The organism is Glaciimonas sp. CA11.2 (assembly GCF_034314045.1).
Taxonomy (GTDB): Bacteria; Pseudomonadota; Gammaproteobacteria; order Burkholderiales; family Burkholderiaceae_D; genus Glaciimonas.
Map to the genome: position 1 here is coordinate 4,465,815 of NZ_JAVIWL010000001.1, position 15,920 is coordinate 4,481,734.

At 47.8% G+C, this 15,920-nt stretch carries 13 protein-coding genes; 1 reads left to right on the top strand and 12 read right to left on the bottom strand.

Going from position 1 to position 15,920, the window contains the following annotated elements:
- Positions 1–116 precede the first annotated feature (116 nt).
- On the top strand, positions 117–908 hold the full coding sequence (locus RGU75_RS19450; RefSeq protein ID WP_322238767.1) for a PP2C family protein-serine/threonine phosphatase: 792 nt from the start codon (positions 117–119) through the stop codon (positions 906–908).
- Between the two features lie 146 nt (positions 909–1,054).
- On the opposite strand, the gene RGU75_RS19455 is transcribed toward RGU75_RS19450, so the two are convergent.
- The 12 genes from RGU75_RS19455 to RGU75_RS19510 form a co-directional block, all read right to left on the bottom strand.
- A complete protein-coding gene (locus RGU75_RS19455) occupies positions 1,055–1,459 on the bottom strand; it encodes a NirD/YgiW/YdeI family stress tolerance protein (protein ID WP_322238769.1) in 405 nt (134 codons plus the stop codon).
- 165 nt (positions 1,460–1,624) lie between these two features.
- Positions 1,625–3,007 (bottom strand): ATP-binding protein, encoded by a 1,383-nt coding sequence (locus RGU75_RS19460; RefSeq protein ID WP_322238770.1) that lies wholly within the window; start codon positions 3,005–3,007, stop codon positions 1,625–1,627.
- Entirely contained in the window at positions 3,000–3,665 is a 666-nt protein-coding gene (locus RGU75_RS19465; RefSeq protein ID WP_322238772.1) for a response regulator transcription factor, read from the bottom strand. Before RGU75_RS19465 ends, RGU75_RS19460 begins: the two co-directional genes overlap by 8 nt.
- A gap of 333 nt (positions 3,666–3,998) precedes the next feature.
- Positions 3,999–5,048 carry a hypothetical protein gene (locus tag RGU75_RS19470; protein WP_322238774.1) on the bottom strand — a complete coding sequence of 350 codons (1,050 nt, stop codon included), beginning with the start codon at positions 5,046–5,048 and terminating at the stop codon, positions 3,999–4,001.
- Positions 5,049–5,210: 162 nt separating this feature from the next.
- Entirely contained in the window at positions 5,211–6,308 is a 1,098-nt protein-coding gene (gene zapE / locus RGU75_RS19475; RefSeq protein WP_322238776.1) for a cell division protein ZapE, read from the bottom strand.
- 117 nt (positions 6,309–6,425) lie between these two features.
- Complete coding sequence (locus tag RGU75_RS19480; RefSeq protein ID WP_322238778.1) at positions 6,426–6,830, bottom strand: hypothetical protein; 405 nt, start codon at positions 6,828–6,830, stop codon at positions 6,426–6,428.
- Positions 6,831–6,841: 11 nt separating this feature from the next.
- A complete protein-coding gene (gene lpdA / locus RGU75_RS19485) occupies positions 6,842–8,269 on the bottom strand; it encodes a dihydrolipoyl dehydrogenase (protein ID WP_322238780.1) in 1,428 nt (475 codons plus the stop codon).
- A 368-nt stretch (positions 8,270–8,637) separates the two neighbouring features.
- Positions 8,638–9,900 carry a 2-oxoglutarate dehydrogenase complex dihydrolipoyllysine-residue succinyltransferase gene (gene odhB / locus RGU75_RS19490; RefSeq protein WP_322238782.1) on the bottom strand — a complete coding sequence of 421 codons (1,263 nt, stop codon included), beginning with the start codon at positions 9,898–9,900 and terminating at the stop codon, positions 8,638–8,640.
- A gap of 61 nt (positions 9,901–9,961) precedes the next feature.
- Positions 9,962–12,817 carry a 2-oxoglutarate dehydrogenase E1 component gene (locus RGU75_RS19495; protein WP_322238784.1) on the bottom strand — a complete coding sequence of 952 codons (2,856 nt, stop codon included), beginning with the start codon at positions 12,815–12,817 and terminating at the stop codon, positions 9,962–9,964.
- A 338-nt stretch (positions 12,818–13,155) separates the two neighbouring features.
- Positions 13,156–14,469 carry a citrate synthase gene (gene gltA, locus RGU75_RS19500; RefSeq protein ID WP_322238786.1) on the bottom strand — a complete coding sequence of 438 codons (1,314 nt, stop codon included), beginning with the start codon at positions 14,467–14,469 and terminating at the stop codon, positions 13,156–13,158.
- Between the two features lie 124 nt (positions 14,470–14,593).
- A complete protein-coding gene (locus tag RGU75_RS19505) occupies positions 14,594–14,863 on the bottom strand; it encodes a succinate dehydrogenase assembly factor 2 (protein ID WP_322238788.1) in 270 nt (89 codons plus the stop codon).
- 344 nt (positions 14,864–15,207) lie between these two features.
- The gene (locus tag RGU75_RS19510; RefSeq protein ID WP_322238790.1) at positions 15,208–15,918 is read right to left on the bottom strand and encodes a succinate dehydrogenase iron-sulfur subunit; all 711 of its coding nucleotides are present in this window, start codon (positions 15,916–15,918) and stop codon (positions 15,208–15,210) included.
- Positions 15,919–15,920 lie beyond the last annotated feature (2 nt).

The window sequence follows — 15,920 nt, forward strand, 5'->3', positions numbered from 1 at the left end:
CGCCCTTACTTTTAATTGCATGTATCTGCAAACAAGGACGCATCTTTGGGTCAACAGCTTTTTAAATTACATTTCTAAAACACACATCAACAGCGCAGTTTAATCTACCCGAACGAATGAGCCAATATAAAGTCGATGCAGGGACCGGTCAGCACATAGGTGACCGCACTGAACAACAGGACCGGGTCGCCCTTTTAAGTGCGGGCAAGGCGCCTGGATACATGATGGCAATATTAGCGGATGGAATGGGCGGGCGCACAGGCGGCGATCTTGCCGCTGAACAACTCATTATCACTGCGAAACAGCTCTTCAATGAGTTTTCGCCATTGACCGATACGGTGGAGCAACTACTTCTTAATATCGCTCTCGAAACCCGCGCCATCATCAAACTTTCGGCCGCTACTAGTGATACGGATCCCCACAGTACCATGGTTGCCCTGGTGTTATCACCGGATGGATTGGCAACTTGGGGTCATGTAGGGGATTCACGACTGTATCGCTTTGAGGGGGCAAAATGTATCGAACATACGATTGACCATTCGTACGTAGAAAAAATGACCAGCGAGGGCAAGATATCGCCCGCCGAGGCGCCATCCCATCCGATGTCAAACGTATTAATAAACGCGATCGGCTCAACTACCGAAATTCCATTCGTATCAATAGGCCGTCATACCGGATTAAAAACCGGGGATGCGTTTTTATTGTGCTCAGATGGATTTTGGCCATACTTTACAGAGACGGAAATGGGTCTGGCAATTGACAGAGCCACAGTGCGCGAGGCGGCCGAAATGTTTATTGCCAGAGTGCGTGTGCGTACGGTCAACATAGCTGCCGATAATTGTACTTTGGCGATCATCAAACTGGTTACACCATCAAAATATAGAAAAAACGCAGACCTGCTCGTATAAGACAGTCTGCGTGTTTAACGTACGTTCGGGGTATCTGGAACATTAAAAGATGCAATGGGGCTTCCAGATATATTGGAAGTACCACACAATTTTGAAAGCCACCGGTTCACGCTCTCTCTTTTACGCCCTCTATTGCGTCAAAAAAATCAACCTGGGATAACTTTGATTTGGTTGACTTCCAGTTTAGAGGGACCAAAACGGTTCTTGTCGAATTCTCCAGTGATTTCAACAACGGTATTTTCGTTAATTGTCTGATTCGCAGGAAAGTATTTTGGCGAAATTTTTGTCTTGATTTCACCAGTGGCATCAGCAAAGACATAGTTTTTACTTCCACCGTGGCTAATTAATTTGCCGGTTAAAGTGACGTACTGATCGTCTTTTCCATCGTCCAGTAATTGTTTCACAGTCATCTTTGAAATACTGGACGGGCCAGTATATTGGGTATTAGCGCCAGCTGCACTGGCAGTCGGTCCCGTATAGCTTTGCGAAATCGCAGCTGCGCAGGAAACTGTTAACACGGTGATGGCGATTACTTTGGCGATGCGATTCATGAGATATCCCTTTTGACAACGGTGTGTGTAATAGTTGATTCAGCGCGTTCGGAGACTGCGCTGGACTGTTGCTATTAAACTCCCTCAACATTAACGTTATCTTAAGAAACAAAAATCTTACGTTCGCCACTTAAACTCGGTAATGCTTCTGCACAGGTGATCGCTTCACGCTGGAAAATCCAGGAAAACACCGAGGCCACGTGTATGCAAACCGCGCCCAAACGATAGTTTTGCACCATGTAACTCAGCGATGCGACGTACGATAGAAAGCCCCAGTCCATTGCCAGCCTCGCCACTACCAAGCACACGAAAAAAACGTTCGCCCAATCGACTGTGTTGCTCTTCATTAACACCCGGACCATCGTCGCAAATAGCAATACGCACCACACCGGACGCGGTCCTGATTTTAATCTGTATCGTGCTTTTCGCTGGACAATAACGCAATGCATTATCAAGAAGATTGCGCAAAGCGATATACATTAATTCCGGATTTATATTTAACGACTCAACCTGGTTTTGTAATTCGACGCTTATATCGCGGCGGCCAGCATTAACGGCATGGGCATCAATCAACCCCTGAAGAAACGGGGTTAGCGCAACCGACTGTCGCTTCAAGCCATCTTGATTGATGGGGTCCAGCCGCGCCAGTGCCAATAGGTTCTCGACCAAAGCCGTCGTGCGATCAACATCGTTACGCAGTTTTTGAAAGGGGATAGCCAACTCAGCATGTTGACGTTGTAACAACTGAACGTGCATGCCTATTGCCGCAAGCGGTGTGCGGAGCTCATGCGCTGCATCGGCAGTAAATCGACGCTCTGCTTGCAGCGCCGAATCCAAACGCAACAGCATGCCATTTAACGCGTTGACGACAGGTTTTAATTCAGTGGGCTGTTCCTCTAACAACACTGGTGTCAAATCATCGCGTGATTTTTGGGTCAGTGCATGGGCTGTGAGGTTAATCGGTTTCATTACCCGATTAACGCAATACCAACTCACTGCACCCACCATAGCAAGCAATAACAAAGCCGGAATCGTGAGGCTTTCCGCCAGCTCATCAAGTATATCCAGACGTTTTTTAAACTTCTGCCCGACTTGCACTTCAAAATGCGCATCACTGCTGCGAACCACAAAAATACGCCAGCTTTGGCCATCAATATCGATATTCTTAAAACCTTTGCGCTGGTCGAAATGTGGAATAAAAGGACTATCCGGTGCTTTGGTTGTGCGTTGGATCACCTTGTTATCCACCACGATCTGATACTGAATATCAACCTTACGGGTTTCGCTCGTGCCGCTATCGGTTTCGGCCAATAAGCCTCGCGCATTCAAGTCAGTGGTCGCGGCCATGATCAAATAACTGGACTCTTTCAAGGCGTCATCAAACACGTCGTTAGTTTCGTGCCATGCAATAAACACCATAATGGTGATACTGGCGATCCACATTAAGGTACTAGTACCCAGAATCGTCCATAACAAACGCAGGCGCAGAGAATAGGAGCACTGCTTGGCAGAGTTGGTATCAACGTTGTCGGCTAAAGACTTAGGCATTCTCTTCTTTTAAACGATAGCCAAGATTACGTACGGTAACGATAAAAGACGCCCCTAGTTTTTTGCGAAGATGGTGAATATGCACTTCAATTGCGTTGCTTTCCACTTCCTCGCCCCAACCATATAAGCCTTCCTCAATCTGAGCACGCGTAACAATTTGCCTGCGATGCAGCATCAATGCATGTAGCACGGCAAATTCACGGGCGGTCAGTTCTACCAGTTCGTCATTACATGTCACTCGTTTGCTGGCGATATCTAAGCCGATATTGTCATGTTTGATAATATTATCAGCGCGATGGGCATAACGCCGCATAGCGGCCCGAATCCGAGCTGACATTTCTTCCATATCTACTGGCTTGATCAAGTAATCATCAGCGCCCAGATCAAGTCCTTTGATGCGGTCTGCTAACGTATCTCTTGCAGTAAAAATGAGTACCGGCACGAGGTCTTTGTTAGCGCGCAATTGCATAAGAAGCTGATCACCGGACGCGCCAGGTAAGCCGCGATCTAACAATACGCAATCATAACTGTGGGTTTGGAGGGCAATCGCGGCGGAATCCCCACGTTGCACCCAGTCGACGGCATAGCCGTCAAGCTGAAGCCACGATTGAACGGTCGCACCCAGCGAGGGGTCGTCTTCTGCAAGGAGGATACGCATGAGATTGATCTTAACTCGGTTAAATTAAGGCAGTCTTAACACCGCAATAGTTACTCGGCATTTGGTAGTTTGGGTGCCTTAAACATTTTTAAGACCGTCATGCTTAGGAAAGTTGAACGTCGACCAGCTTATCGATGCACGCAAAAGACGCTACCCGACGTGGCGCTACGTTCTGATGCGGCAGATTACGTAGTTAACAACAACACAGTCCAATACACAACCATTTCTGAAAAATGACGAGAAATGGTTTTCCCCCTTGCGTTGGAAATTTTACCTGCGCTCAACCACTTTACATTGAACCAGTTCCGAAGTTTTTAAGCTCAAAGTGCCACTTTAGGGCTGGGCTGGCGCTGGTGCACTGGAAGGTGAAGTGACTGCCGGCGGACTCACTGCTGGAACTGCAGATGCCTTTTTCTCCGCAAGATCGCGCGCTTTTTCTGCTTTTTTGTCAGCTACTTCACGCTGACGTGCAGCCGCATCCTGGCCTTTTTTGATAAATGCAGCTCTGTTAGCAGCGCGTTCTGATGCTTTAGCAGTTTCATTTTGCTGTATTTTATTTAATTTATTGGCATTGTCTGAGATGCGTTTCTCAGCCTCGCCTGCATGGAGCTTGGTATTCGCCGTAACAGCGGCATCTTTCTCCCCGCTTTCTTTTACCTTATTTGCAATTGAACTCTCTTTTTCCTTTTGGTCTTGCTGCAACTTAGGCGCAGAAATATCATTTTTGGTTTGCTGTTCTGCCAGCGCTTTATCGCGATCATCCGCTGTAGCACGTCGCTTATAGGCGTTTGCCTCAACCTCCAGAGGGCGAATTTGCTTTAACGCCAAGCGGCGTTGCTCTTTCGCGGCATTTAAACAAGGATTAGTAAAAAACTTTTTGTAACAAACGCGCTGCTCGTTCAGAGTGCGTAACTCGACCTCGGCACGTGCCTTTGTCACATCGGTCAACACATTGTCTGCACCGGCCACCGAACTGACAGAACCGAGCGGATGACGCGTTGCAAATTCTGCGGCAGGAATAGAAGAATCGAATACTTTATTAATATCCCTAGACTGAATCGGATTATCTGTAGGGTTGGCAGATTGCTTAGCGTCTTTATTGACGTTGGACGCATCACTTTGAGATGCGTCTTGGTTGACGCCTGCTGTATTTTGCTCAGAGCCAGGTTTTGCGTCGACATTTGCTGTGGATTTGCTGTTGGATGTAATGCCGTTATATTGATCCGATTTCGTATCGTCCTGCGCATGCGCCCTGCCAGCCATCCCACCACCCAGAAATAGCAAGGTAGTCAGGAGCGCAAACGTTGATATCACGGGCAGAGAGAGGCCGTTGGTTTTGATCGCTGAAGACTGCATTTTAATAACAAAAGAAGCGAATCTCACGTGTTTCCATCCATTCTTTACATTGCATTGTTCGGTTAATCAACATCGCATAACGTCGGGGCCGTGTAGCGTCGGAACAAGTGGGCCGGTCCTTCGCGGCCTATTTGCCGCGTTACATCAACATTAAGCACAATCCCGTTTCGGCGTCCGGCATATTAGTGATTATGCAATAGCGTCTGCCGTACCCCGTTGCTCGGAATCCATATATTCCTTAGACTGCATCTCACTGATACGTGATGCCGTACGATGGAATTCGTTTGCCAGCATGCCTTGGGTATACAACTCTTCTGGCGCAACCGCTGCCGACATAATTAATTTTATTTTGTGATCATAAAACACATCGATCAACCAGGTAAATCGGCGTGCTTCCGACGACATTGCTGCCGACATTTGCGGAATACCGGACAATATCACTGTATGGAACCGACTGGCAATTTCGAGATAGTCATTCTGCGAACGTGGCCCCCCACACAACGTCGCGAAATCGAACCAGATAACCCCACCAGCGCGCCGTAACGACTTAATTTTACGCGCTTCAATATCCACGACCGGGTCCTGATCTGCCATTTCGGCAATCCCAGCAAAAGCGTGACGCAAGGCGCGGTCACTGTCGCCATTAAGTGGCGTGTAGTAACTATCCACTAAATCCATCGCAAGTCGACGGTAGTCTATTCCCGCATCGATATTAATAACATCGAGCTTATCCCGCAATAGCTTAATGGTCGGCAACATGCGATCACGGTGTAAGCCATCCGGATACAGTGTACCCGGCTCGTAATTGGACGTCATCACGAATGAAACGCCGTTATCAAACAAAGCTCTGAGCAAGTTGTACAAAATCATCGCATCAGCAATATCGGATACATGAAATTCGTCGAAACAGATCAAACGATATTTTTTTGCGATCCGCTTAGCCACTTCATCAAGAGGATCCTCTACGCCTTTCAATTCATCCAACTGGCGATGTACTGCGCGCATAAACTCATGAAAATGCAGACGTACTTTACGAACCACGGGCACAACGGAATAAAAACTATCCATGAGAAACGATTTGCCGCGCCCGACACCACCCCACATGTATACACCACGCGGCACGTCAGGACGATTAATTAGTCGCTTCAAAGAATTCGAGCGTTGCGCTTTGAAGGCCACCCATTCATCATAAGCTTGCTGAAGCCGCTCGACCGCCAGCAACTGTGCAGGATCAGAGGTAAATCCACGCTGCCTCAACGTCTGCTCATAAAACTCTAGGACGTTCATGATTGTCAACCTCACATGCTCAACTCCCCCGTCCATACTTAGCTATCAGAACGACCGGGTAAAACAAAAATGGGCGAGCCATTGCTCACCCACACTTAGATGTTGCGACTCTTGCAACTATAGTCGGTCCATTTCAACCGATATCTGGCTTGGATAGGCCCCATTTTTATTGTCAACACTGGTCGGAAAACTGGTCCCCTGACCTAAGCCTATGCCACCACCACCCGCAGCACTACCTCCCATACTTGGTAAGCCAGCCCCCGGTGGCGCTTTAAAGATGATGACCCCACTCCGATAACCTCTTTTACTACAGTCAACATGTAAATCACCGTCTGCAGCCGATATCACTACTTCGGCTGGGGTCGTCAGGTTCCAGGTTCCACCATCCGTTTTGACTACGCAACGAGCGGCGGTCAAAGGCTGCCCATCCGATTTGGTTTGGATCTGGATTCGACCATTATCTGACCCAGTTGTCGCGCAGCCAGCAAGTAAAACTATCGATAACAGGGTCAGATGACGCATCGTCATTTCCTTTAGAAGTTGAGCGAGCGCTTATCAACTGCCAGAGCAGCTTCTTTGGTCGCCTCAGACAACGACGGATGTGCGTGGCAAATACGTGCAATATCTTCGGCAGAAGCACGGAATTCCATTGCTACGACTGCTTCAGAAATGAGTTCCGAAGCCATCGGTCCAATGATATGGACACCAAGAATTTCATCGCTTTTTGCATCAGCTAAAAACTTCACCATACCGGCAGTATCGCCCAGCGCGCGCGCCCTGCCATTCGCCAGGAACGGGAATGTGCCCGCTTTATAAGCAACGCCTTCCGCTTTCAATTGCTGCTCGGTTTTTCCAACCCATGCGATTTCTGGTGACGTGTAAATAACCCATGGAATCGTATTGAAGTTGACATGACCGTGTTGGCCCGCGATCCGTTCCGCGACAGCAACACCTTCTTCCTCGGCCTTGTGTGCGAGCATTGGGCCGCGTACCACGTCACCGACCGCCCAAACGTTTGCCAGGTTAGTTTTGCAATCACCGTCAACATTGATGAAGCCGCGCTCATCCAGTTGCAAGCCAACGCCTTCAGCGTTAAGTCCAATGGTATTAGGTGTGCGGCCGATTGAAATGATCAATTTGTCGAACACGGCTTTTTGGGCTTCGCCTTTGGCATCGGTATACTCAACCGTGACCTCTTTTTTGCCCGCAGTGATAGAGCCAATCTTGACACCCAGACTGATATTCAACCCTTGTTTGGCGAACAGTTTGGCTGCTTCTTTAGCGATTTGATCATCTACTGCGCCAAGAAAAGCTGGTAACGCTTCCAGGACGGTGACTTCTGCACCCAGACGACGCCAGACGCTTCCCATTTCAAGACCGATGACGCCAGCGCCAATAACACCGAGTTTCTTCGGTACAGCGCCAATTGTCAGCGCGCCAGTGTTGGACAAAATCAATTTCTCGTCAAAATCAGCGCCCGGCAATGCACGCGCATTGGATCCCGTTGCCAGAATGATGTGCTTACCGCTAATCGACTCTTCGGTCTTGCCAGCAACCTTAATTTCGTAACCGTTAGCGTCGCCTTTAACAAAAGAGCCACGTCCGTGGAAAAAGGTCACTTTATTTTTTTTCAACAAATACAAAATGCCATCATTGTTCTGTTTAATGACCGTATCTTTACGCGCCAACATCTGTGGCAAATTCAAGGTTAGTTCCTTGATATCGATACCATGATCTGCGAAGCTGTGGCCAGCATGTTCGAAATGTTCAGAAGATTGCAGCAACGCTTTTGATGGGATACAACCAACGTTGGTACAGGTTCCGCCTGGTGCCGGACCGCCACTGGCGTTTTTCCACTCATCAATACAAGCGGTATTGAATCCAAGTTGAGCAGCACGAATTGCTGCGATATAACCACCAGGACCGCCACCGATAACGATAACGTCAAATTGCTTACTCATAGTTTTTCCTTCGTTCTTTTACGGCGCTCTTGGCAACAAGGCATCACGCACTACTTCAGGTAAATTCGGTATTTTTCGACTTCTTACGACAAAGCCAAGGCTAACTTAGCGGCAACGCATTGCATAACTGCCGCTCACTTCTTTGGTGCTTACTTTGATGCTTACTTCTTTAATAATCACGTCTTTTAATCACGTCTTTGATGCAGATTTTTTACATCGCAATAAATCGTCATTCCGTTGTTTACCCCACTTGTACGCTAATTTATTTAATTCAACCAACATGACGTAAAGCAGTCCACTTCATGCCTTCCGGTCAATTCCAATGAGGTATTGACCGAAAGGCAGTAAAGCGCAATTACTTTTAGAAATTACAAGTCCAGCAACATGCGTGCAGGATCTTCCAGCGCATCCTTGATAGCGACTAATGCCAATACTGCTTCACGACCGTCGATGATACGGTGATCGTAAGACATTGCCAGATAGTTCATCGGACGAATAACGATTTGGCCATTTTCAACGACAGCACGGTCCTTAGTGGCATGAACGCCCAAGATCGCAGACTGTGGAGGATTGATAATCGGCGTCGACAGCATCGATCCGAATGTTCCACCGTTTGAGATTGAGAAAGTACCGCCGGTCAGATCTTCCATTGTCAGCTTGCCGTCACGTGCTTTAGCACCGAACTCGCCAATTTTCTTTTCGATCTGCGCGATCGACATTTGATCAGCATCACGCAACACAGGGACGACCAAACCACGTGGCGAACCAACGGCGATACCAATATCAAAATAGCCATGGTACAAAATATCGTTACCGTCAACGGAAGCATTAACGACAGGGTATTTCTTCAACGCTGCGACAGCTGCTTTGACAAAGAAGGACATGAACCCAAGCTTAACGCCGTGCTCTTTTTCAAATTTATCTTTGTACTTGGTCCGTAAATCGATAACAGGTTGCATGTTGACTTCATTGAATGTAGTCAAGATTGCGTTAGTCGCTTGCGATTGCAGTAAACGTTCAGCGATACGCGCGCGCAAGCGGCTCATCGGCACGCGCTCTTCCGGACGCTCTTCTTTGCTAGCTTTGTTTGGCGCAGCAACTTGTTGCAAGGCTGGTTTAGCAGCCGGAGCTGCAACCGCTGGTGCTGGCGTGGCTGGCTTCGCTGCCAACGTTGTCAGCACATCACCTTTAGTTACGCGACCATCTTTGCCGCTACCTGCGACCTGCGTTGCTGAAAGGTTATTTTCCGAAAGTAACTTGGCTGCTGCCGGCATAGCAATACCCGCTGCGGAGGTGCTTGCAAGTTCTGGGGCGGCAACAGGTGTCGTTGCATGGCCAGGTTGCGGCACCGGTATCGGCGTTACTTCCATCGGGCTTACTTTAGCTGCTGCATCAGTATCGATAATCGCGATGATCTGACCTGCAACAACAGTAGCGCCATCCGGCTCCACAATTTGTACGACTACGCCATCATTTGGCGCTGGCAATTCCAGCACCACTTTATCTGTTTCAATATCGATTAGGTTCTCATCGCGTGCGACTGGATCGCCTACTTTTTTATGCCATTGCAACAGGGTTGCTTCAGCGACAGATTCTGAAAGTTGGGGGACTTTAACTTCTATAAGTGCCATGGAATTCTCCGTATGGGTTTTGCATCCGGCACGCCTTGTTTGTGGCGTGCCTTTGCTTCAGTTATTTGGTAAGAACAAAGCCCTTAAGCTTTGAAAATGCAGTATCAAGCAATGTTTTTAGTTGCGCGTAATGCTTGTCGTAGTAACCCACGGCAGGCGATGCACTGGCTGGACGACCTGCATAAGCAAGCTTTTGACCATCACCCAGATTTTCAAAAATATTATGTTGAATCTGCAACCACGCACCTTGGTTTTGCGGCTCGTCTTGCGCCCAAACCAATTCATTAAAGTTTGGAAATTGCTTCAATTCAGCTGCAAATGCCTTGTGCGGGAACGGATACAGTTGTTCCAGACGAATAATAGCGACGTCGGCTTGACCGCGTTCTTTACGCGCATTAACCAGATCGTAATAAATCTTGCCAGAACAAGCGATGATACGCTTCACCTTTTTAGCATCGATCTTGTCATCAACTTCACCGATGACGGTCTGGAATGAACCCTTTGCCAAATCAGACAAAGGCGAACCGGCATCCTTATTACGCAGCAATGATTTCGGCGTCATGATAATGAGCGGCTTGCGGAACAGACGAATCATCTGACGGCGCAGCAAATGGAAAATCTGCGCTGAAGTAGTCGGCTGAACAACCTGCATGTTGTTATCTGCACATAATTGCAAGAAGCGCTCGAGACGTGCCGACGAGTGTTCCGGTCCCTGGCCTTCATAGCCATGTGGCAGCATCATTACTAACCCTGACGCACGCCCCCATTTCACTTCGCCGGAGCTGATGAATTGGTCAATAACAACTTGTGCACCGTTGGCAAAATCGCCGAATTGCGCTTCCCAAATCGTTAAAGTATTCGGTTCTGCTGTCGAATAACCGTACTCAAATCCCAGAACCGCTTCTTCAGATAATACAGAGTCAATAACATTGAAAGGCGCTTGCTGATCAGAGACATTTTGCAGCGGAATATAACTACCGGCATCCCAACGCTCACGATTTTGATCATGCAATACTGCGTGACGATGTACGAAAGTACCGCGACCGGCATCTTGCCCGGTTAAGCGAATCGTATAACCGGAAGACACCAGAGACGCATAGGCCAGATGCTCGCCCATACCCCAGTCAAGGTTGAGTTCGCCGCGGCCCATAGTCGCACGATCATTGAGCACTTTTTCGACCAGCGCGTGGACTTTAAAATCATCCGGCACCTTTGTAATGCGCGCAGCTAAACGTTTCAGTTCAGTCATTGGCACAGCAGTATCGGCAGCGTCGGTCCATTTGCGATTTAAGAACGGCAACCAATCAACGGCATACTTGCTCTTAAAATTGGTAATGACAGGGTCGATTGTGTGCTTACCTGCATCCATCGCATCGCGATAGGCCTTGACCATAGCATCGCCCTCACCGGCTTCAATTGTGCCTTGTGCGGTCAATTTGTCGGCATACACTTTACGCGTACCCGGATGCTGTGCAATCTTTTTGTACATCAGCGGTTGTGTCAATGCTGGTGTATCTTGTTCGTTATGGCCAAGTTTGCGGAAGCAGATGATGTCCACAACAATGTCTTTTTTAAACTCAACGCGATAGTCAAGGGCGATCTGAGTTGCGAAAACAACTGCTTCTGGATCATCCGCATTGACGTGAAGAACAGGTGCTTCAATCATCTTGACCACGTCTGAGCAATACAGCGTCGAACGTGAGTCGCGTGGATCGGAAGTAGTAAAGCCAATCTGATTGTTAATGACGATGTGAACAGTACCACCGGTGCCGTAACCGCGAGTTTGCGCCAGGTTTAACGTTTCCATTACAACGCCTTGCCCTGCAAATGCGGCATCGCCATGCACCAGGATTGGCAAAACTTGCGCGCCGTCTTTGTCGCCACGACGTTCCATACGTGCCTTGACCGATCCCTCGACCACTGGGTTGACGATCTCAAGATGCGATGGATTAAACGCCAGCGACAGATGGACAGGGCCGCCTGGGCTAGTGATGTCCGATGAAAAACCTTGATGGTACTTTACGTCACCGGCAGGCAAATCATCGCCGTGCTTACCTTCAAACTCGGCAAACAATTCTTGCGGCATTTTGCCCAAAGTATTGACCAGAACGTTAAGGCGGCCACGATGGGCCATACCGATAACGATTTCCTGGATACCTTTTTCGCCGCCGCGTTGAATCGTTTCATCGAGTGAAACGATAAAACTTTCGCCGCCCTCTAGTGAGAAACGCTTTTGTCCGACATAACGTGTGTGTAGATAGCGCTCCAAACCTTCAGCAGCTGTCAAACGTTCAAGAATGTGTTTTTTCTTTTCAACCGTCAGCGTCGGTGCAGAGCGAGTCGACTCGAGACGTTCTTGTATCCAGCGCTTTTCAGTTGGGTCACTAACGTACATATACTCAGCGCCAATCGAACGGCAATAAGTATCGCGCAATGAATTCAACAGATCGCGAAGCGTAGAGGTCTCTGTGCCGAAATAGGTATTGCTGATGTTGAACACAATGTCCATGTCCGCATCAGTAAATCCATAGAACGTCGGATCCAGCTCAGGAATAGCCAAACGTTCTTGGCGCTGCAGCGGATCTAGATTGGCCCAGCGCGAACCGAGGTAACGATATGCAGCGATTAGCTGAGTTGCGGCTACGCGTTTACGTCCCATTTCAGCATCAGCTGAAGCGGAAATTGTCCGAATTGGACCTTGCTTTGCGCGTTCGGCAAATGATGCTACGACCGTTGCATGCGCTACATCGGGCTTATCTGTGCCATCGACGGCAGGCACATGTTGCATGGCGTCAAAGTACGCACGCCAGTTATCTGAAACAGATCCGGGATTATCAAGGTACGACTCGTACAGTTCTTCAATGTACGGTGCGTTACCTCCGAAGAGATACGAATTGGAGCCATATTGCTGCATCATATTGCTCACCTTTCTTCGCGTTTCGCGAGATTAGCGGGTTAACAAAACCTTCCGCGACACGGCCTGACCGGTTAGCGGATTGCACATCAAGTTGTGGGGAAGGGATCAAATTACAACTTCTTATTACTGTATTCTTTTCAACTAACGCAATTAGTTCTAAACGTGTGCTCACACTTTGCAATTTTGTCATCTTTGCCACTTCAATTAAGGACGCAATACAAAACCTGAAGCTATCCGTTGCAAACGCGATCAAAACTATTGATGCAGTAGAATAGCATAACTCCTATTCAACAATACAAAAAAAGCGAATCATTCGATTCGCTTTTTTGATATTTACATTACTTACTTGCAGTACGACTTTCGATTGACACGACATCGCGAGTCGGAGAACCGATAAATAATTGGCGCGGACGACCAATTTTTTGCTCAGGGTCCGAGATCATTTCGTTCCATTGCGCGATCCAACCTACAGTACGCGCCATTGCGAAGATTCCGGTAAATAGAGAAACTGGAATGCCCAATGCTGATTGAACGATACCTGAATAGAAGTCAACATTCGGATAAAGTTTGCGAGAGACAAAATATTCGTCTTCTAGCGCGACTTTTTCTAGCGCCATGGCTAGCTTGAATAAAGGATCGTTTTCCAATCCCAACTCTGCCAACACTTCGTAGCAAGTTTCACGCATCAACTTGGCACGTGGATCGTAGTTTTTGTAGACACGATGACCAAAGCCCATCAGCTTAACAGTCGAGTTTTTGTCCTTAACTTGTCTTACGAATTCAGGAATATTATCGACGGTACCGATTTCTTTCAGCATATTGAGTGCAGCTTCGTTCGCGCCGCCGTGTGCTGGGCCCCACAAACAAGCAATACCAGCAGCGATACAGGCAAACGGATTTGCGCCGCTTGAACCAGCCAGACGCACTGTTGATGTCGAAGCATTTTGCTCGTGATCAGCGTGCAAGATCAAAATACGATCGAGGGCACGAACCAGAACGTCGCTGACTTTGTACTCTGCGCATGGCGTTGAGAACATCATGTGCATGAAGTTTGCGCTGTACGACAAATCGTTACGTGGATATACAAACGGTTGTCCGACGTTATATTTGTAGGCCATTGCGACTAGCGTTGGCAACTTGGCGATCAAACGAATAGCCGAAACTTCACGGTGACGCGGGTCAGTAATGTCTAGCGAATCATGATAAAACGAAGACAACGCGCCCACTGTGCCAACCAATACAGCCATAGGATGCGCATCGCGACGGAAACCACGGAAGAAAAATTGCATTTGTTCGTGGACCATGGTGTGTGTCGTCACGGTTGCGTCAAAGGTTTCTTTTTCTTCTGCTGTTGGCAATTCACCATTCAGAAGCAAATAACACGTTTCCAGAAAATCGCAATTTACAGCTAATTGCTCAATCGGGTAACCGCGATAAAGTAGTTCGCCCTTGTCGCCATCGATATAGGTAATCGATGAATTACATGCAGCGGTCGACATAAAACCGGGGTCATAAGTAAACTTGCCGGTCGCACCATATAACTTACGGATATCGATAACTTCAGGACCCACGGTCCCTTTGTAGATTGGAAAATCGATCGATGGGCTACCATCAGAAAATGATAGTGTGGCTTTCGTTTCAGCGTTGGTCATGGCTCTTCCCTCTTTAGCAGGTAATGCTTGAATCAAAAATAAAATACGTTTATACGCACTGCTTCGCCGCATGCTGGCTTATGCATCACACTGACAATATGGTCAATGGCGGGTTTATCTTTGCTCAGATTACGCGTAATCGCGCTACCAAAGCATGAACCTGAGGCAAATCCACTTCGCCCTCGGCCTCGTTGCGTCCCATCAGCAAATTCATCAGATCACCGTCGGATAAGTCCATCAATCGCGTGAAGGCATCGACATCAACGTCCGTCATGGTTGACTCATTTGCATCCAAAAATCTGGTGAGAATTAAATCATTTTCCAAAAGACCGCGCCGCGCGCGCCAGCGCAATCTTGCGCGCTTTGCTGGGTCGTCCTGGTGGGTGATGGTCATGATTTACTTGATTCCAATTAGTGCAATGGCAATGTTAAACCACTGTCGATGTAAACTTTATCCCGCAGCAGTTACTGCGAACCAGACAAGTGACAATATGAAGTTGTTTTTGAAACCTTGTGTCAGGCACACATAGTGTGTTCTGTGACTGAGCAGCCCAAATGGTCTTCTCGTAAAAAATACAAAAAAACTTTGCGTGAATAACCTGCAGCATCCTCACTTTGTGTCTGATCGGCTTTGCTTAGACTGCAATTCAAAACAATGTTGTTTCTTAATTGTCGACTCACCTTCCAGTTACGATGATCCGTCATAGACGAATCATCGACTGATAGTGCTTATACTATTTATACCGCGCGACGAACCATCAGTTCTTTAATCTTGCCGATTGCTGCATTAGGGTTCAATCCCTTAGGGCAAACATCAACGCAATTCATGATTGAACGACACCGGAATAAACGATACGGATCTTCCAGGTTATCCAAGCGCTCACCAGTAGCCTCATCGCGACTATCAGCGATAAAACGGTAAGCTTGTAACAAACCAGCCGGACCGACAAACTTGTCTGGATTCCACCAAAATGACGGACAAGACGTAGAACAGCAAGCACAAAGAATACACTCGTACAAGCCATCTAGCTCTTCACGCTGCTCTGGGGTCTGCAAACGTTCTTTTTCCGGCGGAATACTGTTGTTGATCAGGTATGGCTTAACTGAATCGTATTGTTTGAAGAACTGCGTCATATCAACGATCAGATCGCGAATCACCGGCAAGCCTGGTAACGGCCTTAGGATGATCGGCTCAGACAATTCATTCAAATTAGTTGTACACGCCAAACCATTTTTGCCGTTGATATTCATGGCATCAGAACCACAAACGCCTTCACGACATGAGCGACGGAGTGACAACGAATCATCAACATCTGCCTTGATACGTTGCAATGCATCAAGTAACATCTTATCCGTCGGCAATAGTTCAACCGTCAGGTCTTGCATGTAAGGCTTTGTATCCTTGTCCGGATCGTAGCGATAGATTTTAAATTTAACTGTACGTGACATGG